General features: G+C 50.0%; 16 protein-coding genes. 5 read left to right on the top strand and 11 right to left on the bottom strand.

What is annotated here, in order from left to right:
- The first annotated feature begins 20 nt into the window (after positions 1-20).
- The gene (gene galK / locus AB8599_RS09985) at positions 21-1178 is read left to right on the top strand and encodes a galactokinase (RefSeq protein ID WP_407330759.1); all 1158 of its coding nucleotides are present in this window, start codon (positions 21-23) and stop codon (positions 1176-1178) included.
- A gap of 122 nt (positions 1179-1300) precedes the next feature.
- Here the strand turns inward: galK and AB8599_RS09980 are convergent, their stop codons facing one another.
- From AB8599_RS09980 to AB8599_RS09930, 11 genes are all read right to left on the bottom strand, one after another.
- Positions 1301-2401: an alkene reductase gene (locus tag AB8599_RS09980; RefSeq protein ID WP_407330758.1), complete on the bottom strand. Its 1101-nt coding sequence runs from the start codon at positions 2399-2401 to the stop codon at positions 1301-1303.
- A gap of 357 nt (positions 2402-2758) precedes the next feature.
- Entirely contained in the window at positions 2759-6199 is a 3441-nt protein-coding gene (locus AB8599_RS09975; protein ID WP_407330757.1) for a M66 family metalloprotease, read from the bottom strand.
- 317 nt (positions 6200-6516) lie between these two features.
- Positions 6517-8751, bottom strand: a complete 2235-nt coding sequence (locus tag AB8599_RS09970) for a TonB-dependent receptor (protein WP_407330756.1) — start codon at positions 8749-8751, stop codon at positions 6517-6519.
- 104 nt (positions 8752-8855) lie between these two features.
- Complete coding sequence (locus tag AB8599_RS09965) at positions 8856-9629, bottom strand: hypothetical protein (RefSeq protein WP_407330755.1); 774 nt, start codon at positions 9627-9629, stop codon at positions 8856-8858.
- Positions 9626-10936: a lysine N(6)-hydroxylase/L-ornithine N(5)-oxygenase family protein gene (locus AB8599_RS09960; protein WP_407330754.1), complete on the bottom strand. Its 1311-nt coding sequence runs from the start codon at positions 10934-10936 to the stop codon at positions 9626-9628. Before AB8599_RS09960 ends, AB8599_RS09965 begins: the two co-directional genes overlap by 4 nt.
- A 13-nt stretch (positions 10937-10949) precedes the next feature.
- A complete protein-coding gene (locus AB8599_RS09955; protein ID WP_407330753.1) occupies positions 10950-12710 on the bottom strand; it encodes an IucA/IucC family protein in 1761 nt (586 codons plus the stop codon).
- Positions 12710-13651 (bottom strand): GNAT family N-acetyltransferase, encoded by a 942-nt coding sequence (locus tag AB8599_RS09950; RefSeq protein ID WP_407330752.1) that lies wholly within the window; start codon positions 13649-13651, stop codon positions 12710-12712. The genes AB8599_RS09955 and AB8599_RS09950 overlap by 1 nt, the downstream gene beginning before the upstream one ends.
- Positions 13644-15452, bottom strand: a complete 1809-nt coding sequence (locus tag AB8599_RS09945; protein WP_407330751.1) for an IucA/IucC family protein — start codon at positions 15450-15452, stop codon at positions 13644-13646. Before AB8599_RS09945 ends, AB8599_RS09950 begins: the two co-directional genes overlap by 8 nt.
- A 310-nt stretch (positions 15453-15762) precedes the next feature.
- Positions 15763-17760: a Fe(3+)-hydroxamate ABC transporter permease FhuB gene (gene fhuB / locus AB8599_RS09940; RefSeq protein WP_407330750.1), complete on the bottom strand. Its 1998-nt coding sequence runs from the start codon at positions 17758-17760 to the stop codon at positions 15763-15765.
- A complete protein-coding gene (locus AB8599_RS09935) occupies positions 17757-18671 on the bottom strand; it encodes an ABC transporter substrate-binding protein (protein WP_407330749.1) in 915 nt (304 codons plus the stop codon). Before AB8599_RS09935 ends, fhuB begins: the two co-directional genes overlap by 4 nt.
- Before the next feature lie 20 nt (positions 18672-18691).
- A complete protein-coding gene (locus AB8599_RS09930) occupies positions 18692-19459 on the bottom strand; it encodes an ABC transporter ATP-binding protein (protein ID WP_407330748.1) in 768 nt (255 codons plus the stop codon).
- 112 nt (positions 19460-19571) lie between these two features.
- On the opposite strand from AB8599_RS09930, the gene AB8599_RS09925 reads away from it, so the two are divergent.
- From AB8599_RS09925 to AB8599_RS09910, 4 genes are all read left to right on the top strand, one after another.
- Positions 19572-20801 (top strand): MFS transporter, encoded by a 1230-nt coding sequence (locus AB8599_RS09925; protein WP_407330747.1) that lies wholly within the window; start codon positions 19572-19574, stop codon positions 20799-20801.
- A gap of 191 nt (positions 20802-20992) precedes the next feature.
- Positions 20993-21733: a hypothetical protein gene (locus AB8599_RS09920; RefSeq protein ID WP_407330746.1), complete on the top strand. Its 741-nt coding sequence runs from the start codon at positions 20993-20995 to the stop codon at positions 21731-21733.
- 9 nt (positions 21734-21742) lie between these two features.
- A complete protein-coding gene (locus tag AB8599_RS09915) occupies positions 21743-22600 on the top strand; it encodes a hypothetical protein (protein ID WP_407330745.1) in 858 nt (285 codons plus the stop codon).
- Positions 22601-22636: 36 nt separating this feature from the next.
- Positions 22637-23347 carry a hypothetical protein gene (locus tag AB8599_RS09910; RefSeq protein WP_407330744.1) on the top strand — a complete coding sequence of 237 codons (711 nt, stop codon included), beginning with the start codon at positions 22637-22639 and terminating at the stop codon, positions 23345-23347.
- Positions 23348-23414 lie beyond the last annotated feature (67 nt).

The following is a 23414-nucleotide window of genomic DNA, read 5'->3' as shown; positions in this document are numbered from 1 at the left end:
ACGTGATATGAGCGAGAGATATGTCTGATCTGATCCAACATGTGAACGCGTCTTTTAAGAAGGTTTTTCAGTATCTGCCAACGCACATTGTGCAAGCGCCAGGACGCGTCAATTTGATTGGTGAGCACACGGATTACAATGATGGCTTTGTGCTGCCCTGCGCCATTAACTATCAAACCATGGTGGCGGCGGCGAGACGAGAAGACAACATAGTTCGCGTGGTGTCGGTTGACTATGACGACGCCGTTGATGAATTCGATATCACACAAGACATTACCTTTCAGCACGACAAGATGTGGGCGAATTACATTCGTGGCGTGGTTAAATGCTTGCTTGAGCGTGGTTTGACGTTTAATGGTGCAGATATTTCGGTAAGCGGAAACGTGCCGCAGGGGGCGGGGTTAAGCTCGTCAGCCGCGTTGGAAGTGGTGATAGGGCAAACCTTCAAAGAACTGTATCAGCTTGATATCTCTCAAGCAGATATTGCCCTCAACGGTCAGCAAGCCGAGAACGAATTCGTCGGCTGTAACTGCGGCATCATGGATCAGATGATCTCAGCCGAAGGCCGCGCAAACCATGCCATGTTACTCGATTGCCGCAGCTTGGAAACCCAAGCGGTATCCATGCCAAAAGACATGGCGGTGGTGATCATCAACTCCAACAAAAAACGCGGCTTGGTCGACAGCGAATACAACACGCGTCGTGTTCAGTGCGAAGAAGCGGCGCGTATCTTTGGCGTGAAAGCGTTGCGTGATGTGACCATTGAGCAATTCAATGACCGAGTTAGCGATCTTTCAGAGTTAGTCGCCAAACGCGCTCGCCATGTCATCACAGAAAATGATCGTACCCTTGCCGCCACAGAGGCATTGCGTGCCGGTGACATGAAACGCATGGGCGAGTTGATGGCGCAATCACACGCTTCAATGCGTGATGATTTTGAAATCACCGTCAAAGAGGTCAATGCACTGGTTGAGATCGTACAGGCAGTGATTGGCGACCAAGGTGGCGTTCGTATGACAGGCGGTGGCTTTGGTGGCTGTATCGTTGCCCTTGTTCCTCCTGCCTTGGTCGAAGATGTGAAAGCGGCAGTTGAAGCGAATTATGAAATGCAGACTGGCTTGAACGCATCGATCTACGTGTGTCAGGTGCACGATGGGGCGGGTTTAGTGGACGCGTGAACCTCGTCACCCAAATGAGAGGGACATTCATGTCATGCAAACAAAAAGCCCGCCCATATCAAACAAGACATGGGCAGGCTTTTATCAGCGTGCTGCAAAGCACACTCGGCTAGCTTTCTTGCCTAGTTAGCTTGGTATTCAGGGTAATCGGTTAACCCTTTTTCACCGCCACCAAACAAGGTGTTTGGGTCATGCTGCGCGAGCGGATAGCCGTTGCGCAGTCTGTTTGGTAGGTCAGGGTTCGCCACGAACGGACGACCAAAGCCAATCATGTCTGCAATACCCTCTTTCACTGCTTGCTCTGCTTTGTCGCCGTCGTATTTGCCTGCGTAAATGATCACGCCTTTGTACACTTCACAAATCGCATGTTTGAACATTGCAGGGGTTTCTGGGGCATCGTCCCAATCCACTTCTGCAATGTGCAGATACACCACATTCAGTGTGTTCAACAGTGCAGCCGCTGCGGTGTAAGTTTCCACCGGCGTTTTATCCACAGTGCCATTCAAAGAGGTGAATGGTGCAAGGCGCACGCCAACACGATCGGCGCCAATAGCGTCTGTCATCGCTTCAACCACTTCACCAAGGAAGCGCAGACGGTTCTCGATAGATCCGCCGTATTCGTCGGTACGATTGTTAGCTTCTGAATCGATGAACTGGTTCACCAAATAGCCATTGGCAGCGTGCAGTTCAACGCCGTCGAAACCCGCTTCAATGGCATTTAATGCCGCTTGACGATATTCCGCCACCACGTTTTTGATGTCTTCTTTTGTCATCTCACGCGGTTCGACCACCTCGACAAATCCAGGTTCATCAGTGCCGTTGTCGATGAACACTTTCACGTTTTCTGCTTTTAATGCAGACGAGGAAATAGGTTGCTCACCCCCTGTGTTTGCTGTGTGCGTGACGCGGCCCACGTGCCAAAGTTGTGCGAAAATCACGCCGCCTTTTTCGTGAACGGCGTCGGTCACTTTGCGCCAGCCAGCGATTTGTTCTGGCGAGTAGATACCCGGTGTCCACGCATAGCCTTGACCTAATGCAGAGATTTGCGTGCCTTCAGCCACAATCAGGCCTGCACTGGCGCGCTGCGCATAGTAGGTTGCCATCATATCGTTAGCGCAATTGCCCGGCTGTGTCGCACGAGAGCGTGTCATCGGTGGCATCACTATGCGGTTTTTTAGTGTCAGCGAACCCATTTGGATAGGTTGGAATAATGCGTCTTTCATGTCGATTTCCTCTTAGTCGCTAATCTTATTTGGCCCGTTTGATCACTTAATGGCGGCGATACGCGTGAGTGCGCAGCTCAATCATTGGCCTTTGTTGAGCATGAGAATAGGGACGTTGGGTGTGGCAGTAAAATTATCAATCATTATTAAATGAATAAATTTTTGTTATGTTGGCTGTTGCTGTTGCTGTTGCTGTTGCGGCGGCAATGCGATGTTACAAGTGAGCAGAGAAGAGCAGAGGCGATGAAAGATAAGAAATAAGAAATAAGAAACCCTCCCGCCAATACACTTCAAAAAGTAATGCGATAGCGAGAGGGATTAAGGTTTATCAAATACGTGGTGTTAGCTCATCCGTGATTAACGAAAGGTGTATTCGCCAAAACCTGCAGAGAAGGTCCAATGTTTACCATTTGACCAATACACTTCAGGTGCTTGCGTACATTGACCGTTGCTGTTTACAAATCCCGCACCGTAAAAATCAGCGCTGCGATTTAAGCTACAAAGCTTAGCATCACTATTTTCTGTGGCCTTGATAGGCTCACCAATGTCATCACGACTGACTAAAGACAGCCATTCAAATTGGTTCAGCGCTGATAAAACAGGGCGTTCGCCTTCGGCGTCACGCACTGTGATTTCACTGCCGCCGGTGCATTGGAAATCACCATTGCCAAGGTTATCCACGTAGCCGTGCAGGGTCTTTTCTACGCCGTTGACTGCCATTGGGAAGCGACAGATGTTCGGGTAGTCATTGCCTAGACGCAGGGTAGCAAGGTTTTGACGCTCTTTTTCAGGCAATGCCGCAGGGTCGAAGTTTTCGGTGTGGCTAAACCAGCCTGATGGCAGCACAGAATCGAGCGCCTCATAACCGTGTTCTTGACCAATGATGACAGGGCCAATCAGATCGTTAACCGCAGGGTTGCGTGGCGTTTCAACCGAATCGAGAACACTGTGAGAATCTGCGCCTATAGAACAGCTCAGGGAGATTCGCTCAGGGTGCACATCTGCAGGCAAATTGATGTGGAACTTGTTACTTTCACCATTGTTGTAACGACCACCTGCCAGCGCAATGCGCTGCACCGAACCGTCTTCGCCATCAACAACTAGCTCACATTGCTTTTGTGAAGTCAGGCTGTACTGCAGGATCCCGCCTTGATGTGTCGCATAGGCCCAGTTCACGCCTCTGCTATTTTTTATGCCTTCAATTTGCGTACATTTTCCATTAGCAAGAAAGCCGGCGCCATCGTGTGATGTGCCATTTTTATCTAAGCTACACAGCGTTTGTTCACCCAGCGCCGCGGTTGGTGAATAGGTCACTTTGCCTAACAGTTCGCCTTTGCTTGCCAGCAGTTGGTATTCCATAGGCGCCGATATTGGCATTTCACGTTCGCCATTCACGGCCCAATACATGTCTGATGCGGTGCGACACACATTGTCTGCAGCGTCTTCATAACCAATGAAGTTGGCTTGTTCACCATTCGCATTGGTATAGCTGAACTGACACAACGGCAGCCATTCATTGTTTTCTTTGATCGTCTGCCACTGGGTGTTAACTCGGTCAGAGCCCGTGAGAGAATCCACGTTTTGCCAACCTTCGCGCTCTGGTTCAATGTAACTCGGTTCAGGCAGTTCAAACAGGTTGCCGTAGTTGGAGTAAATCAACGGATAAATCTGGCTTGGGTTATTCTCTGAGGGGTCGTAAATACCCAGCACAGTAATAACTGGCACGCCTTTCGATGTTGGTTTTGAATAGTTTGAATCAGCTTCAACATATTGCTGTGCGAAGTGATCCCACTGCGAGAAGCCCGTGGTGCTATTCATGTCCAAATTGTTCGAACGGTTAAACCAATCTTGTGTAATGCGAGATTGGATAGGGTGCTCCAGTGTGTAATGACTGATAAGACCCGTTTTTGGATATTCCCCACCGCCCATGGCTTCACGAAGAAAGCGGAATTCACCCGCAAACGGCGGCACAATTTCACCACTGCTAGAGTTTTCCATGGTCACTGGCGCAGCAGACCAATGGATATTGCCGATGAAGCGATTGTAGCGTGCATCCCAACCCCAGCCCGATTCCATATCATGAATCGATGAGTTTTGTGGGTGGTGACCACGGCCAAAGTTGTGGCCCAGTTCGTGTGACCACTCGTTGCCACGGGTATCGTCGAGTGTCACGATGCCGCCACCACCGCTGCCGCCATGCACTACGACTTTGGACGTAACGACACCTGTGTTCTTGTCTTTCGCGAGATAGCGGCCACGGCTGTTGTGTGCCGTGATATGGCTAAACGGGCGAGGCCAGCTGGCATTGCCACCCGCGGTGTCGGTAATGCCGAAGTTGGCGTTATTAATACCGATAGAGACCAGACGTTTGCCGATATATTCACGCATGTCGCCGCCGTGCCATCCCGGCGTTTCAAATTCACTGGCCTTGGTGTACACCTTACCGTTAGGCAATGTCACTTTTTTCAGGTGAAGCGGCGTGTAATCGGCCATGACCAGCTTAGAGACAGGGATTTTTTGAAAGTAATCTGTCGCCAAATTGGGCATTTTCTTAATCATGTCGTAGCGATCACGCGGCTCAACCAACATGCCGATATCAATGTTTTGAATCACCATTTCTGGTGCGCCGCCGAATACCAGCATGTCACTGTTCAGGTCGCCTTCACGGCCTCGATTGTCGCTAAAGCGCAGTGACAGCCCCGGCTTCATCCATTCCCAACTCAGAGGGAAACTCCATGCATGGTGAGAGAACACCACTTCACTGCGGCCATTGTCAGGTTGATCGGTTTTCGCCAATGCGCTCGGTGGCTGCATTGGGAAACGGCCCATGCTGACGCCATCAAGCTCAACGTCGACCCATAGTTGGTTTACACCACGCTGAGAGGGAGTGACTAACAACTGCGCGTTACGTGACATAACAAGATTAGGGTGACCCAACACCTCGTTACCATTTGGCATCACACTGGTGTGGGTTTGCGCGAAGTTAACATGAGCGCGAAGGTTTCCAACTAGATGGTTTTCAGCGTCACGACTGTCGTTGTAGCTAAGGCGGGTTGGTAGCGTCGTAAAGCTTGCGGTTTCAACATCGCAGCTCAACATATTGCAGGCTATCAGCTCCACCTCGTAGGTGGTTTCCGGCTCAAGATCGCCAATGTAGAAACTGGAACCTGTGGCGTTGTAGTTGAAGGTGATTGGAGATCCACCTGCAGGACGTGTGGTGAGCGCTATTTTATATTCAGCGTCGTTAGCGGAAGAATTCCATGCCAACTCAACGCCCACATCAGACAGGGATGCGGCTTGAAGCTCGGTAATTTCTGGTAAGGTCTGTGTGCCGCAATCTGACATTACGGTACGTAGGACTAAGTTGGTTTCCCAAACATAGCTGCCGTTATCAAGCTGTGAGCCACGCGCGGCGGGAATGTACTCGACAAAGCACCCAGAGTCGTCAGGATTCATCACACCCAGCTCGCGATGCAGTAAGTAGAAGCCACCGTTGTAAGAGACGTACTCCCAATCTGAGTCAATAAAAGGGAAGGCCGTACTGTATTCCCCGTTTTTGTCGTTGAGCGGGAATTTTGGGTAATTTTCGTGGTTTAGCCAGTACTCTTTGCCTTCAAATTGTAAGAAGCGCCGACCATCTCTTTCAATCACGTTGGATGCATCTTGCGCCAATTTCTGCATGTGTTGCAGCGATGCACGGGTTTGTTCACCCAGTGCGGTGAGTGTGTTGGGGTCAGCCAGGGTGGGTTGGCTGATAAGAGCGCTCCCGATGAGCAGCGGCAACAGCTTTCGTTTCATGATTTGTCCCTAAATAATGTCATTAGAATTATGTGTTTACGGACGGGATTCTGATTGATTTATCAATAATGATGATGGGTGAATATGCAATTCATTGATCTTGGTGCAGAGTTTGTTTTTGGAATGTCGATATTGCTTCAAAAATACGATGATTAGCGTGCTGCGGAGTGGTTAAAAAATGATAGTTAACTCATTGTTTAATTTGGTTTAAATGATGATTAATTGCTCATCTTTCAGCTTCTTGGGTATAACCTGCAAAGAAGCCCACTCCGAAGAGTGAGCTTGCCGGACTAGATAACCGTGCTGAAAATATCGGATCAGTAAGTCAGTTGATAGTTCAGTGTGTAGGTGCGTCCGCGGCCTTTGTAATCGAACATTTTTTCAGGACCATAATAGCTGTACCAGCCTTTTGCGCGTTGTCCCCAGACGGTGCTGTAGTCTTCGTTGAGTAGATTTTGTATGCCAAAGCCGAGGCTTCCCACAGGAAGGTCAACCGACCCCAATACATCAAAGACACTGTAACCATCAATCTGATTATCGCTATCATCACTTAAGTCAAACAGGGTTTGGTTTTGCAGTTTTACCGCGTAGATATCGTCATACCAGCCAATCCATGCCCCTGCTTTTGACGCACTTGCGTAGTTGACGGACATCTTTTCCCAGTTGCCATCGGCATCCTGTTCTTTGGATGTTACCCAATGCCCGCTGACACCGGTTTGCCATTGGTCGCTCAGCCAATAGCTCATTTGTGCTTCAACACCATAGATGCGTTTTTTTGCGTCATTGATGTCGATATTGAGGGTTTTCTTGTTGTATTTAACTGTCTTGTCCGACTCTGAAAGGTAAGCCGCCGCCTGCCAACTCAGATCCCCTTGGCTTTGTCGCATACCGATTTCATAGCCGTTGGTTTTGACGCCCTGCATCTTGGAATTGGCGACGTTGATACTGTCTGTTAACGCGTAGTGCCCGTTGGCATCTTGGCTAGCATAACTGCCTTGTCCGTAATACTTAGCAGGGTCAGCGAGATCAAAGCCTTGGGCGAAGTTGGCCCAAATCTGTGTTTGAGGTGAGAGGTTATAAACCGTTCCAAGGTTGAACAAGCCGATGGTGTAGTCGGTTTCACCACCTGGAACGGCATCGGCCGAGGTGCCTTTTCCTTGGGCGATGTTGCGCTGAATATTAGACGCGACGAAATCATCAATGGTGTTTTGCATGTATTGGTAACGATAACCGCCTTCCACTGACCAATCGTCACTGAGGGCATAGCTAGCTTGAACAAAGCCAGCAAGCGAGGCGACTTCGGTTCCAGGGTATCGCCCAATGGAGGCTGAGGTTCGGTTAACTAAACCGCCTGATGCGTAGCTGGTGGATTGATCGAACAGCGCCTGATTGGCATCGAGTTTGTCGATATAACTGTCAATACCATAGGTGAGGGTGAGCTTGTCGAGTGACTTGATCATCGCAGCTCGTAGGCTGAACACATCGGTATTTTGCTCCGATGCGGCGAGGTAAGTGCCATAGATAAACGGAATAAATGTGAAGGTTTCTTGGCGGTATGCGCCTTGCACCAATAACTCATGCCCAAGCACATCACTGTTGTGGTAACTGGCATTGAGCATAATGCGCTCGGTACTGCCTTGGCGGTCAGATTCAAATCCGCTTCGGGTCTCGATCAAGCTGGTGTCTGCTGGGTTGCCGGTGACGTTGTTCGGTGCGCCTGCTAAATTTTCGCCAAAGTAGATGCCATAAGGGCTGTCTTGTTTGCTGCTGTAATACTGCGCAAGAAGTTGAATGGTTTGGGTGTTATCTGGGGTGATGCTCAAAGTGCCAAGGGCATCGATCACTTCATTAAACTGAAGTGATCCTTGGGTGATGTCAGGAACAATGATGTTACCGTCTGCATCGTAGTAGCCTTTATTTTTTCCATAAACGAGCGATGCGCGACCTTGCGCATATTCATTGCCGCCGCTGACCGATTGCGCCAGCTTATAATCCATGTCTTCGCTACCATTGAACCCGCTCGTGCCGCCAACGTAGCTTTCAAATGTCAGTTCGTCGCTGTTTGCACGTTTGGTGATGATATTGATGATGCCGCCCGTTGCGCCTGCGCCGTAAATCGAGGACGCACCTGAAAGCACTTCGATGCGATCGATATTGAATGGGTCGATGGAATCCAATTGGCGACTGACAGAGCGGGACGAGTTAAGTGATACGCCATCAATCATGACCAACATGGCACGACCGCGCATATTCTGCCCGAAGTTGGTTCGACCTTGGCTTGTCACATCTAAAGCCGGAACCGATGCCGCGAGGATTTCGCTAAGGTTTTGCCCACCGCGATAGGCTTGTTCTATTTGCTCGCTATCCACAAACCACACGGTGCCGGGAATGTCCGAAATACTTTTCTCGCTTCGCCCTGTGATAACGACAACGTCGTCAGGGTTGTAGGCATCACCCGATTTGGCGGCCAACACGGAGGAGGAATAACCCAATGTGGCGGTCGCGATGGCGACAACTAATGGTTTTACAATAAACGTCCTTGATGCTTTCACTTCTTCTTCTCTTCTTGTTGTTAACGCAATACAGCTTTTCGCTGCGTCCTAAAAATCTGTTATCGCACTTATTTTTGCGTCTAGTAATTATTCGTATTCAATTTTTAATTTATAAAACGCGCTTCTATCATCTTGCGTTGTGCCTGCTCTGATCGTCGATGACAGGTGCCACACAGTGCGTTGTGGCTGTCAGGTAGGGCGTATTTCAGGCAACAACTTGTTCGCCGCGGCACACAGAGGGTGTGTGCCGAGCAACGAATAACAAGCCAGTGGATGCTTGTCGCCAATGGCGGAGGGAGCAGCGTAAACAGTTCTGCCAGTTGCGCGCGAATCTGTGTGCCGTCCACTTTGTGCGTAATAAGGCGATTCCAAGGGGCTGAAAAGGCCAACGCCGAATTGCTCCAAAGAATGCGAGCACTGACGCCATACTCTTTGCGAAAAAATGCATGTAAACGCTCGTCAACGTGGGACAAAAACGCGATACGTTCAGTCATGCTGACTCGCTGGCTTGGTGTGCAATCGCTTTGATGCCAGCTGATGCGCTGCGTATCTTTGGCGAAAAACACGTCTTCAGCGTTACACGGCACATCATTGTCCGTTAGCAAGTAAATCGCCATTAAGGGCGAAAGGATCGCGGCCACCAGTTGTTTGTGAACCAAAGAGGCGGCGACTTTTTCCCTGGGGGCTTGATACGCACGCGCAAATTCCTGTATTCGTTGATGCAAATAGTCACTGTCATTGGACAGTTGCGCGAGACTCACCGTGTTTTCTTCCTGTGTATCCGCCCATTGCCACTTCGCATCGAGCTGCGTCACTTTGGTCATTAAAGACGCGTCACGTGGCATGGGAAGGAGCGACTGAAACGGGGCGCGAATCATGCCATCGCCTCGGCACGGCTGACTGGAGATGCCCAGTCAATCAAGCCACAGTCGCAGTCGGTGTCGAACACGTTTTCATTGCATAGGTGATTGATAATGCAGGCAGAGCGCCATGCCATCAGGCTCAACTGTGGCTCGGCAATACCGTGGCTGTGGATGCCGGCATTCACGGCGAATATCTTATGCGTGCTGGCGTGCGCCCAATTCATTTCGAAGTGTTTGTTTAGGCTAAAGCGCCCTTGTGCATCAAGGTCAAGCTGGTGGCGAAGGCCATCAATACACGTGGGGATGGCGCTCTCAAACCCGGTTGCGAGGATCACGATGTCAGGGGTCGATATTTCAGATGCTTGCGTCAGGCTATTGGTCGCGGTGAGCTTGTACGCGCCTTTATCTTCCAGCATGGACACCAACGTACGGTGGGGTAGTAGACGCACCCATTTTCGCTCGCCTGTCACATCAAATCGCTGATAAAGCTCGCGATAAATTTCTAGCAGCGCCTGTTGGGTAATGCCGTCTGAGGTGAGTTTTTGCGCCGCCACTTCGCGACCGCGCACATCGGGCGATAGTGAAACAAACGCGCTGACATAATCTGGCGTGAAGAACTCATTGGTGAAAGCGGCTTCGTCTAGGGGCTGATAGTTGGCGCGGCGCGAAATCCAATCAAGCTGCGCGGGTTTCCCCCACTGTTCACGTAGTGCATTGAGGAAAATGTCTGCGCCACTTTGCCCACCTCCGATAATCGCGACCCGTTTTCCAGTCAGATCGCGTTGCCTCAGTGCCACTTCCGCAGCATGAAACACGCGATCGCCAATATATGGTTGGGCGCATTGTGGAATGTAGGGCGATTTTCCAGTGCCTAAACACAGATTTCTGGCACGCCAAATACCTTGATTGGTGTAGATGTGGAACAGGTTATCAATAAATTCGATGCGTTCTACACGGGTTGAAAAACGGAGATTGGGCAGCTTTCGTGATGCCCAGTTCAGGTAATCCGAAAACTCATGACGAGAAATACAATTCATTTCCGCAGAGAGAAAACGGTAAAAGCGTTTTTTCTCCACCAAATAGGCGAGAAAAGAATAATCACTTTGTGGCGAAACCGCAGTGACCAGGTCTTTAAGAAACATGGTTTGCATGTGCGTGCCATCCAGCAGCAAGCCGGGGTGCCAACTTAAGGCTTCGCGGCTCTCGAAAAAGCAGGTGTTCAATTCTGGTTTTTCTTGCAGTAAGGCGGCAACACTGAGGTTAAATGGGCCTGCACCAATCCCCGCGAGATCAAGAATCGGAGCGTGTATTTGAGTATTCATCTTGGTGTCCTTTTCAGTGCGTGACCAGATAAAGAGGGTTATCCAGATCATCGTCCATATCTGGCAGCATACGGTTGGCGCTATTGTCGGTTTCATGGCGAAACTTGGCTAAATTCAAGCCAATACGCAGCATCTTTGGTGTAAATAAATCCAGCGATTTAAAGCGTTCTGCTAACTCAGGGTGAGCGGCCATGTAGGTCTTTAGTGTTTGCGCTAACAGGCTATAAAAGCGAAATTCACTCATGCCGAGTTGCGTCATTAATGGCGAGATAAATCGCAGCACCGTCACAAAATGTCCGGTTTGTAAATCGTGGATGATGAGCTCTGGCGGTAAGCGTACAGTGACGGATTTAACCGAGAGGGGCAGGCTCTCTAGCTCTGGCAAGGCAGCATCAATCAGTCGCATGTCGCCTTGAAAATCTTTGAGTAGAATCCGTTTTGGCGCATGGTTTTCCAACACAAGCGTGATGTTCTGACCGTGTGCAATCAGAGAAACGCCGTATTTGACCAGCAAGTGATAAAGCGGGGTCACGACCGCCTGAAACATGCGCGATATCCACTCGTCGGCAGACAATCCCGAGGCCGCAATATAGGCACCAATGAGAGGATTGCCCTCAACATCACTTTCCATTAAGGCCGCCATTAATATCGCGTCTTCATCTGTTTTTAGCTTGGTGTGAGCCGCTTCGCGCCAGATCACACCGCACAATTCATGGTAGCGATACGGCGCATTGGGCAGCGATTGGTACACCGCATGTGACACAGATGCGCTGGCGGGCTCACTCAGAATGCTGGCGCCTGTTGCACCTAGCGTTGGGTCTTTCGCAAATTGCGCTGCCAGCCAATGGGAAGCATCTGGGCCCGCTAATACGTAGCGCGAAGGAATACCGCGATAGCATGAGGTGTTCATAATAGTCAGTGGCAATTTAATGTCGTAACCACCGGGGCGCGAGACATTGGTGAGGGTTCGCAGACTCAGTTGGGGTAAGAATTCATCGCCATACGCACCCAGAAAAACCATCTCTTTTGCAGCGAGTTCCGCCACGAAGAGGAGTGACAGTTTTTTCTCCCACTGCCAAGGATGGACAGGGATCAAACGGTAGTTGTGCGCATTCAGTTTGAGTGCGGTTAAATCGGCGCGGATATTCGCTTGTTCGTCCAAGGAGAGAGCCGAATCCAGCAAGGTTTGCCATGTGACGGAATCCGAGATGGCGTGGCTAACTAGGGTGTCACTGACCGCAATCCAATACAGTTGAAACGCTTCTTCGGACTCGGGCGCGAACTGGCGCAGGTCATCGCGTCCCCAACCGCGCCTGCCTTTGTTGAAGGCAAACTTAGGATGACCATCAAACAGACATTGCTGCTTGTCTAAGGGTAGGGCGGCAATGTCTTCTGCGGTCAGATCGGCTTTGCGTTGCATTAGTTTGCAATCGCCTAGCAAGGTGGCATAGAGATCTTCCAAATGCTCAGCGAGTGATTCGTCACTCAAACCCAATTCCCCGCGCGCGTCTTGAATGAAACCAGTGGCTTCGACGGGAACGTCAAGATTGAGCGCATTGCGCCTGACGATACTTGACGGCTCAATCACCAATTGCCCCCATAAGTTTCGCCAGCCCTCGACCTGATATTGCATGCCGGAAAACAATGTCACAATGAAGGCTTTCTCATGTTCTACCAAGGTAAAGGCTTGTTCATATTCGAGTTCGCTGAGCAACTTGGCCACCATTTTTCGGTTGGCTAGTGGCCAGAAACGATGCAGTGCGGCCTGTTCCATTACCATTGCTCCCTAAAGAAGGCGTAGCGGGTTGTCATCAGCAGCGCTGAGCGTTTATGGGGGAAATTGAACTCAAATTGCTTTGTATATCCCACCTCTTGAATGCGATTGAACAAGCGCTCGTTGTCATGGCGAGGCTCGAGCACAATGCGCTGAGTGCGGCAATCATCTTGAAACAGGTAGTGAGTCATGGCGCGCATCCAAGTGTTGAAATGTCGCGAACCGCGATACGACTCCTCGCCGACCAGCAGGTGAATGCCGCGATCGTACGGTTGGGCATCATAGTAGGGTGATAGCCTGTCCTCACTTGCCCAGTAAGCTTCGACATAGCCAAACGGCTCGCCGTCGAACTCACCAATCAGGGGCAAAATATGCGGGTCTGCCAACCTTTCAAGGATGAACTCATGCAGCCTTTCTTCAGGCCATGCTTGCTCCCAAAAGTGAGCGACCCGTGGTGTGTTCATCCATTTGGTGAAACGCGCCATGTCGGTTTTAGGGTCAAAAACCCTAAACGAAATGTGTAAGCCAGACACGGGATCAAAGCGCTCATAAACATAGCCTTTCGGCGTGGGTGGACGTTTAGGGTGAAGCCCTGCGCTGTCGACGCTTTGGATTAGTTCCGGCGGAAAGCGATCTGATGGCGTGTGGCGGATCCCTAGGGCAGGCAACTGGTAAAACTGAGATCGTGTCAGGCGATCCCCTAAAAACAGGCTCAACCACGGCGCGTCGCTTTGTAGCGCTTGCCATTCCAAACGGGGTAGAAACAGCGCCTGACAATTTGGGTGTTGCGAAAAGAATCGGTCAATCTCACCTGCAATCAAACAAGGGTCGCTTTTTGCGTGCGATGCCAAGTCTGGGTTGGGTACCAGCTCTGTGATCGTTTCTTCTATCGTCTTGGCGTGAACCAAAGGCGGTTGGGAAAGTGTTAGGCACTCAGACATGGTTTGCTTCCTCATCGTTGCAAAGCGTGTGGCTGTTAGGGTTCGCCGCCTGTGCGGAGAGCGGATTGATCAGGTCGAAATAGATCACCTTGGGGTCGGGAATGGTGTTTTCGTTGAAGTCTTGCAAATAGCAATAGAAATTGCCTTTGCAACAGAGTGTTGGGCTGTTTAACACGTAGTCGAGACAAGCACTGTCCTTGACGCCTTTGGTGCGTAAATCGCAGAGGTTTTCACGTAAGGTTGCCAGTAACGACTGTTCGGACAAACCGCAACCTGAGGCAATGGCTGCCACCACGTTGTAAGAAGAGTTGATGATCAGGTAATAGGCAAAGTAGCGTCGTACTTTGTCTTGGTCCCAATAGTTTTCGACGCTTTGGGCGTCGTCGACCAGCACACGTGGGAATAATTGATACGCCAGATCTGTGTAGCCTGTTCCCTGACAGTCGCGATAGTACATGCCGGTGGGTAAGCCATTGTGCATGCGCAGTACAATGTTTTGCTGGTGGGCAAGGAACACAATGCCGTAGTTCGCTTGCAAAGCAAAAAGTGGCACAACCACGTGCTGACAATAAGCATCGAACCATTTTCTCGCCGCAGCCTCGACAGAAATGGTTTCTGCACTTGCATAGTGTTTGATGCGCGATGCCAGCAAATTGTCTTTCCCGTCGGGGTGTTGTTGGCTCAAAGTCGCCAGCACAACCGCCTCTTGTGCGGGTGAGTGTTGTAGGGCGTTTTCGCGCAGCGCCACTAACGATTCATCAATCACCTTGCCGTGACGATCAAGCAAACCGATAAAAGCGGGCTCTTGCATCACAGTAAATCCGGCCAATAGTGGGTCTGTTTTGGCGAACGGATGGGCTTGATACACCTCGTTAAGACGCGTCCCTCGGATCACTTCTTTTAGCGACAGGTTACGCACCGAGTTGGTCAGCCTGACGCTTAATGAGAATTTCAACATGTAAGGCAGTGATGGACTGTAAAGCGAGCGTGTGGATGAAGTGGAATACCAATCTTGACCAGCTTCTCCTAAATCAATCATCAAGCCTTTATTGAGATAGTTTTGAATGTCTTCGTGTGCCAGTAAAACGTTGGCTTGCCAAGGGTGAGCAGGAAGGAGCACGTAGCTTTTGGGGCATCGATGTTTGAGTGCGCAGAGCGACAGGTCTGCATCGACCAAAGAGTCGATTCGCGTATACGCAGAGCGATTGCCGGAACTGCCATTCAGAGTCAGCCAGTCTGCAACCGCAAACCAGCGCAGAGGAAAGCGTCCACCAAACTCGGGCGAATAACGTTTAGCGTCTTCGGCGGTGAATTGTTCGCGGCTTTTTGGGGCAGGGTGAACGGAATGCCCAGCAAGCAAGCCTTGTTCTGCGGTTTCAAAGCGCAATGCACCTTCAAATAAGCGCGCCAACTCGCCCTGATGATTAATGGCATCCTGGGTGTTTTGGTGGCTTTCAATCACTCGCGTGATAAAGGTGTGTTTCTGCGTCTTGCCTAACATGCCAACCAGTGCTGGCTCAGAGACAATGTGTGAGACCACGTCACGGAAAGTTAAAGGGATAAAACCTGCCTTACTGACCAAAAAGGCAGGCATGAGGTATTCATGTAAACCTAAGTGAGAATATCGACTGACCTGATACCTAATCTGCTTTTCATGGCTCATGGGAATGGTTAGTTGGCATTGCCCATCCTCCAAATGCTCGACGTGTACTGAAGCGCACTCTCGAAGGAAGGCATTGAGGAAACAGGTAACTGCTACATCATGCCCTTCAAACCCATAGTTATCTTGTTGATTTGTCATAATTACGCATCCGCTATTATTTCTTTATGCGAATGCTAATAATTCTCAATAACAATTGCAATGGATTTGTTGCACATAAATTGCACCAAGTTCTCTTAATGAGAGATTGTTGTTATTGTTTGTGTGTTTTGAGAGTGGCTTTTGCTCGTGTGTCATGTGAGAAAGGGGGTGGTGTGTACAATAAATTGGGTTTTATTTGCGTGTTTGAATCGAATATAGCGTGAGGGGGCGTTGCGCCCCATTAAACCAAATCATCCTCGACGATAGGGGTAAATAGCGTCTAAGTCCCATATTTTTGCTACAAGTTCGCTCATTTTTGCAGAAGATAAAGAAAGTAAGCGCCGCCCAACAAAGAAGCGAGTAGACCTGCAGGGAATTGCCACGGAAACCAAAGATTTCTCCCCACCCAGTCGGCAAGTACCAAGAGTGTGGCGCCGAGTAAGGCGGCGGTGATGAGCTGTTGTTTCGCGCCATATTGAGCCAAGGACCTCGCCATATGAGGGGCGAGCAAGCCAACAAAGCTCAGCGGGCCAATGGCGATGGTGGCAGCGGCAGTTAGCACGCCTGTTGCCAAGATCATCCATTTTCTGGCGGATGGAAGATTCAGCCCCAAACTGGATGCACTCTCGCTGCCCAAGGAAAACAGATCTAACCATCTGGCGCAAAGTATCACGGCTAGCCCTGCACTTAGCGTCACGCTCATCAGCATGAAAGCGGTCAAGTTATCAGCCAGGTACATTGACCCTGATAACCAATTCAGTAGCGCTTTTACGTTGTCATCACCCGATGCCATCACAATGCGAATGGCTGCATCGGCGGCGGCACTGAGCGCGATACCCGTTAGCATCAAGTGAATGGGAGAAAACTGCCGTTTTTTTCCTAAAAGGAGAATGAGCACAACCACCACGATTGCACCTGCAGTGCCCAGCAAAAGTTGAGTCATCCGTGATAAATACAAGCCATATACTGCACCTATCACTAAGGCAAGGGCACACCCAGCGCTGATCCCCATCACTTCAGGGCTTGCCATGGGGTTTTGGGTAATGCGTTGCATGATGGTGCCTGCGATAGCAAGACAGCATCCCGCCAGCATGGCGACCGCCACTCGCGGGACGCGCAGCCCCAACAAGATTGGGTCGAGTGTGAATTGCCATCCTGATTGTGAATTTCCGACCAGCAAACTCATGGCGCAAGCCGTCACCAGTATTGTGACGAGTAAGGCGGTGAGCGACGAAAAACGTATGGCTTGAACGTGAGGTGCTGGCGTATCGTCAGGATGAAATGACGCGCCAATATTTTTGCGTTGAAGCAAAAATAAAAGAAACGGCGCGCCAATGGCGGCGGTGACTGCGCCTGTTGGGATCAAATTGGCCGCGACCCCTGACAGTGGTTGGATCAGCAGATCGGCACCCAACAGCAGTGCAGCGCCGAGCAATGCCGAAACGGCCATTTGTGCGGGTAAACGGCGTGCCCCCAGCATCTTTGCAAGGGCAGGGGCAACCAAGCCGACAAAGCCAATGATGCCGACTTCACTGACAATGGCGGCGGTTATCATGACCGACAGTGCAATCGCGATCAGTCTGAGTGCCGCCACATTGACACCAATAGATGAAGCGATGGCTTCACCCATTTGCATCGCAGTCAGTGGTCTAACCAAGATAAACAGCATGATGGAAGCGATGAAAATCATCGGCACTAACCGTTTTATCCCTTGCCAATCTTGCTGCTCTAAGGCGCCGGCTCCCCAGACAAAGAGTTGTGTGAGTTGTTGCTCGTGGACCAGCACTAACATCATGGTAACAGCGCCAATAAACAGCGTGGTGACCATGCCAGCCAATATTAAGGCTAACGGCGAGTAGCCACGCTTTGCGGCCAGCATAAACACCAATCCAGTTGCAAGCATCCCGCCTGCAAACGCCGGTATGTAGGGTGATATCATCCAACTGGCTGGCAAAAAGAGGCTAGCCAAAACAAGGCCCAGTTCAGCACCGGCTGCCACCCCGAGTGTGGTGGGAGAGGCCAACGGATTGCTGAGCACAAATCGCATGACAGCCCCCGCCAGTGCGAGGCCTGCGCCGCACAGCATCGCCATGGCGATACGTGGTAAATAACTGTAGTGAATAATGATCTGCCGGTAGTCGTTTTCATCCGGTGAAAACAACGATTCAACCCATTGCACAGAGCTGAGTTCGTAGGGGAGGCTGCGATACAACAACACACTGAGCAATGATGTAATGATCGTCAGTGCAAGTATCGGCCTTGATGCGCGTTTGACTGAGGGAGCAGAGGGGAAAATATGTGATGTCATAGTTGTGCGTTTATCAGCAATTGTTGGGTGATCTGGTTGCTCAGGCGTTCGGCGGCAAGCAAGCCGCCAAAGGTCCAAATCGGCGGCAGTGCGATCACTTGATCATCACGGGTGAATTGCATGGCCTTCCAAAAAGGTGTGCTAAATACCGCCGTCTGATCGGCTTCTTTCATGGGGCCAAGGTAAAGCAAGGTTGTTTTCTGATGACTCGCGAGTTGCTCAATAGCCACAGTGGAAAAGCCCCAATTGTTGGTTTCAGATTGCCAACTGTTGGTGATCTGCATCTTAGTGAGTGTGTCGTCAATTAGGGAGCCTTTGCCATGTATGCGAACGTGAGAATCACCGATAAAGCGCACCACAAGCACTTGGTGTTGGCGATCTTGTTGCTGAGGACGAGCAGCCGTTTTTAGCGCGTGTTCGTTTGCCAAGATTTGCTGGTTGACCCGCGCAATGACAGATTCCGCTTTGGCTTGTTTTTTAAAAACAGCGCCCAATGTGCGCGTGAGTTGCTCGAGCGCGTTCAGTGGCGCTTTGTGGTCGGTATACACATTGAAAGCCAGCGTGGGTGCGATCTGAGTCAGTTGTGGATAGACCGCAGCGAGATTGGCGCTGATCAAGATGAGGTCGGGTTTGAGCTGGGCAAGGTATTCAAGGTTTGGCTCTCGGCGTGAACCTGCATCCTCGATAGCAGTGGGTAGGGCCGGTTCAACGACCCAATCGCGATAGCCTTTCACATCAGCTATTGCTGTTGGTTTCACATCTAAAGACAGTAAGGTTTCTGTTAACACCCAATCCAGTGCCACCACCTTTTTAGGTGGGGATGCAATCGTGGTCGAACCCAATTCATGCTCAACGGTAAGAGCATAAAGGGATGGGGTGAAAAAAAGCAATAACAAACCTAAAACGCGCACAATGTAACTCCCTGATTGTGTTAAAGAACGTAAGTGATGGTATGTCCACTTTGCGGGTGTTGGAATTTTCCAAGTGGAATGCCGTAAATTGACGCGAGGGTGGCTTCTGTCATCAGATCGTCAGGGCTGCCTTGCGCCAACACACGACCTGAATGCAAAGCAATGAGGGTGTCGCTGAAACGTGCAGCCATATTGATGTCATGCAGCACCATGATGACGGTGATACCGCGTGATGTGTTCAGGTTGCGGATCAGTGATAACAATTCATATTGATGGGCAACATCCAGAGCAGACGTCGGCTCATCGAGCAATATGCATTCGCTTTGTTGGGCAAGCAGCATGGCCACCCATGCGCGTTGACGTTCGCCGCCAGACAGGGTGCTGACAAAGCGCTCGCTCATGCTCGTCAAGCCCACATCGGAGATGGCCTCACCAACAATTCGGTGGTCGTCATCGTTGTATCGCCCCAACACGCCTTTCCATGGGTAGCGCCCAAATTGCACTAACTCGTAAACGGTCACCCCCTCAGTGATGGGGGGGTGCTGAGGCAGGTAGCCCACGCGAAACGCAAATTCCTTGGCACTGAATTGATCTAACGCCGTATTCGTCAGCAAAATGTTGCCCTGTGTCGGGGCGATTTTTCGGCTGAGTAGTTTGAGCAAGGTCGATTTTCCGCTGCCATTGTGGCCCAGCAAGGTAGTGACTTTCCCCTTGGCGATGGCGAGTGATGTGGGGTGAAGAATGTGTTTGTTTTCTGGCTGAAAGGACACGCCGTCTAATAAAAACATGGGCATAAACCATTTGTTAAATATTAATTCGAATGATAACGATTTGCATCCGCATTGTATTTGTATTTTAATCTGATGTCATTGAAACACGTCAGCTTGTGCGAATTTTGTTATGCAAACATCATCATTGATCGAGAAAAATACCGAACATCCCTCTGCGCGACTCAATGTGATTGCCGCCATTGCAGCGTTGATGGGGCTTGGGCAGGGTGGGTTGTTGGTGTCATTGCCTGGCTTGGTGCTCACGACTGGGCTGAGTTTGCCAACGTGGAGCATGATCATTGCCGTAGGGAGTGTGCTGTTTTTGCCTGCCTCTCCCTATTGGGGGCGACAAAGTGACATGCATGGCCCAAAGGCTATCTTGCTGCAAGCGCTGATGGGTTTCTCGTTGAGTTTTGGTTTGATGTTTCTGTTCGTGTCTTTTTACGACAGTGCGCTTTTATCGCCCTTGCTGTTGGTGATTGGGCTAATCATTGCGAGGGTGATATACGGAGTCACTGTGGCTGGCATGGTGCCTGCTGCCCAACATTGGGCGGTGATGAGTGTGGGTGAAAATCAGCGTTTGGAAGCCATCACAACCATCAGTGCAGGGCTGAGTACAGGCAGATTATGTGGGCCACTGTTGGCGGTGTTGTTGCTTTCTGTTCATCCTCTTGCCCCCCTGATGGTCTTAATGTTACTCCCGCTAATCGCGTTGATATTTGTCGTCAAATTGGCAGAGCCTAAGCGACAATTTAAAACGCATCATCAGGATAATCCTGAGGCACGCAAAGTGGCGATCTTTCCTCCCGTCTCCTTATTATTTTTCCTTCTTACCGCCGCATTTGGCGCGGCGGCCATTGGTTTAATGCAATACACCTTGTCACCGTTGTTAATTCTTCAAGCTGGCATCTCGCTTGACATGGCAACACAGGGCGTTGGGTATTTGTTGACCCTAAGCGCCGCCGTCACCTTGTTGACACAGATTTTCGTAGTGAAAAAGAAACGTGTGCGTGTCGAGAACATGTATCTACTGGGAGGAAATTTAATGCTGGTGGGGTTTAGCATGTTTTTCATTCCAGACTGGCGCGGGTTTTCTCTAGCGTGCGTGCTGGTCGCTATTGGCGGTGCGATGTTAGTGCCCGCTTACACCGCGAGTGCTATGAATCTATTACCGACCAGCCAAGGGGTAATATCTGGGTACATTGCGATGGCGCATACTGTCGGGTATGGATTAGCAGCATTGCTGGCGTTAACCCTTGCGTTTCATGTGCTGTGGCCAGTGTCGATAAACGTGGCTTTGGCAGGGCTAGTGGTGGTGATGAGTCTCTGCGTGCGCAGAAAACAACACCGTACAGAGTGAGACGTCTCGCATGAACATACTTTCGCCATTTGTTGATTGTTTTGCGCTTGTATCACTTCTTTGGTTTTATTCTGAGGGGTTTAAGCACGAACAGGCGAGTTGCTAGTGTGAACATTGGTGAGATTTGCTAGAATTGAGGCTTGATTTTAGCGTAACAACGCTATCCGAATGGCTGCAAATGGTATAAATCAATGTCATCGAAATACATAGAAAAAGCATGGTGCAGAAAAACGGTCACAGCCGAAGAAAAGTTGTTGCTCGTGGCACTTGCCGAGCTTTCTGATCGGGATGGCGCTTTCATCACAAGCATGAGTGAGCTTAAGGCCATGATGTGTGCATCTGAAAGCCTCATTGATAACTTGATTGGTAAACTTAGCGTTGATCAAACGCTCATCGGTACTAACAAGCGCACCTCGTCTTACCGCAGTGATGGCAAAATCAAAGGCAGATTGAATTTCGATTCTTATCTCGACCCTGCGTCAACCAACCATGTGTCGACCAACAATGCGACACAAGACATGCCTTATCATTCGCAGCAAAATGCGCCAGGTAACCCTTCGCGTATTTCGTCGTTCCACCGTTCTCAGATCAATCCTTTGAACAAGTCCACATCAGGGAAAGTCATTAATGTGCTTGAACTTTCGCCTAATGTGATTGAGAACTGGGCAGAGCTTATTATGTTCAAAAGCGGCTTTGCCAATCAAACCAATGTGTGGTCTTCGTTTGTTGAACGCGTTCGTGAAAATCCGTCTCAGCATCTGTTTTCTCTTGATGAATTAACGAGTCGATTGCACTCGCATCTTCATTCGGAAAAGAACTACAAGCAAAACACCAAAAGATCCTATGCGCCTCAACCTCTTAGACGTTCTGCGCTTGAGGAGCTTGAAGAGAAAATTTCAAACTTCAACTTTAAAGATGACGACAGCGAATAAGGTGGCAGCATGAGTTCCCCGAAAAATATGACAGAGTCCTTTGAAGACTATCTCCGTCGCGCGGGCGATGCGAGAGCGGCAGCGCTTTCTCAGGAGGCTAAACAAGCTTCTATGCCGTCAAAGCGCGTTGAGTCAGGAAGAAGTGTTAGCGCAGGTCAATCGAGTGGCACTAACACGCCATTCACCATGCCCGCCAATATTTTCTCGGCTAACACTCTAGGGAAAATGGAAAGTTTTTCGGGTAACGAGCAAAAGAAAATACTCAAATTCTGGTATGACATGACCGCGTGTTTTGGTCGAGGACGCATTCGCCAGGAGTTTGGTGATGAGCCTGACAATCACCTGATGCGTTTTGCCGCGTCGTTAACTGCGGATAGTTACACCCGTTTGAAAGACAACTTGGAAGAGCGACTGCGCAAAGGGCAGGAGTGGCCGCCGTCAATTGCTGTTTTTGAGTCGCTAACAAGAACGCCTACAGACAAAGAAATCTTGGAAGCGCGCACCAATATTTTAACGATAGGGCAACCTTCCAGTCGCGTTGAGAAGTACATCAAGAGCCGCAAATCGGCCAAGCTGAGAACCTTGTCTGAACGCAATATCGCTTACGAATTTAGAACGCTTTATATCGAAGCGTTTGAGGAAGTGATGCTGTTTGATCGTGACAAGTTGCTGGATGAGCAGGAAGCCGGGATTGTTGATGCGTCGGCTAACCCTGAGCGGTCGAGAATCGATAAGATCATTGATAAATGTGTGGAGGATGGACTCACGCCACAAGGCCCATTGGGCGAACGGTTGAAGCAATTAAATGCATTGCGTAAGCAAAGGGAAGCCCAATTCATTGATGATGAGGGGAATGAAAGTCATTAGTGGTTTGTCTCCTGCTTCCGATTTTGTGAGTTAAAAATGCGTGAATTCAAAGTGTTAGAAAAAAAAGAGCAATACTATGTGTGCCAAACAGGGACAAGCTATTGCCGGATCGTTGTCGATGCGATGAGTGAAACCCTGCCGCTTGGTGATCACCATTTGCATGTCGAAGAAATCACGGATCGCTATCAACATAAAACCAAAGAAACCGTATTCCGATTGACTTGTGCGTTTGAAGATCAGGGCGATATAGGAATATGTATGCTATCTGCAGGGCGCAAAAACACGTTTGTGTATAAGCGCTGTTTGCAACTGGGTGGAAAGTGGGAGCCTGTGTTAGGGCAGTGGGTGTTTTCGTCCTCGGTACAAACGCAGGTGGATGAGCTCTCTGCCATCATTCATTCAGATAAAGTTTATGTTGAAGCATCTTTTGAGGAAACCATCTCCGTTTCCAATCAAAGCCTGACGCTCTTTGGATTCCCATTGGTGAGAAGCGTCAGTCAAAATGGTCGCGTTGTCCTTAATACTGGCATGAAGCTGATGGCTGGCGATTTGTCTTGTATTGGCGCAGACGCTGCGCCCTCCCAAAGCAAGGGAATTGTGTTGGCCAATTCTCGCATCAGGCTATTCGTTCCCAAACGCATGCTAGACGATGCAAGATTCCACGAAGACTTTATGTGCGTCGTGACGGTTGAAAAGAAAAGAAAGCCACGCGCAACCAAAACTCAAGCTTCGCCGTGGATGTCATAGCGCCACGAATACCATCAATTCCTCGCTTTTTCGTCTGCTTTTCCTCATTTAGTGGAGAGGCAGACGC

The organism is Enterovibrio litoreus (genome assembly GCF_045679545.1).
GTDB lineage: Bacteria > Pseudomonadota > Gammaproteobacteria > Enterobacterales > Vibrionaceae > Enterovibrio.
The sequence above is the reverse complement of the archived record's forward strand: the minus strand, read 5'-3'. Positions and strand labels throughout refer to the sequence as shown.

Coding starts and splice junctions, on each gene's coding strand:
- fhuB (WP_407330750.1), bottom strand. CDS start 17,760: ATGACATCACATATTTTCCCCTCTGCTCCCTCAGTCAAACGCGCATCA.
- AB8599_RS09960 (WP_407330754.1), bottom strand. CDS start 10,936: ATGAATACTCAAATACACGCTCCGATTCTTGATCTCGCGGGGATTGGT.
- galK (WP_407330759.1), top strand. CDS start 21: ATGTCTGATCTGATCCAACATGTGAACGCGTCTTTTAAGAAGGTTTTT.
- AB8599_RS09915 (WP_407330745.1), top strand. CDS start 21,743: ATGAGTTCCCCGAAAAATATGACAGAGTCCTTTGAAGACTATCTCCGT.
- AB8599_RS09920 (WP_407330746.1), top strand. CDS start 20,993: ATGTCATCGAAATACATAGAAAAAGCATGGTGCAGAAAAACGGTCACA.
- AB8599_RS09955 (WP_407330753.1), bottom strand. CDS start 12,710: ATGGAACAGGCCGCACTGCATCGTTTCTGGCCACTAGCCAACCGAAAA.
- AB8599_RS09945 (WP_407330751.1), bottom strand. CDS start 15,452: ATGACAAATCAACAAGATAACTATGGGTTTGAAGGGCATGATGTAGCA.
- AB8599_RS09910 (WP_407330744.1), top strand. CDS start 22,637: ATGCGTGAATTCAAAGTGTTAGAAAAAAAAGAGCAATACTATGTGTGC.
- AB8599_RS09965 (WP_407330755.1), bottom strand. CDS start 9,629: ATGATTCGCGCCCCGTTTCAGTCGCTCCTTCCCATGCCACGTGACGCG.
- AB8599_RS09980 (WP_407330758.1), bottom strand. CDS start 2,401: ATGAAAGACGCATTATTCCAACCTATCCAAATGGGTTCGCTGACACTA.
- AB8599_RS09975 (WP_407330757.1), bottom strand. CDS start 6,199: ATGAAACGAAAGCTGTTGCCGCTGCTCATCGGGAGCGCTCTTATCAGC.
- AB8599_RS09950 (WP_407330752.1), bottom strand. CDS start 13,651: ATGTCTGAGTGCCTAACACTTTCCCAACCGCCTTTGGTTCACGCCAAG.
- AB8599_RS09925 (WP_407330747.1), top strand. CDS start 19,572: ATGCAAACATCATCATTGATCGAGAAAAATACCGAACATCCCTCTGCG.
- AB8599_RS09930 (WP_407330748.1), bottom strand. CDS start 19,459: ATGTTTTTATTAGACGGCGTGTCCTTTCAGCCAGAAAACAAACACATT.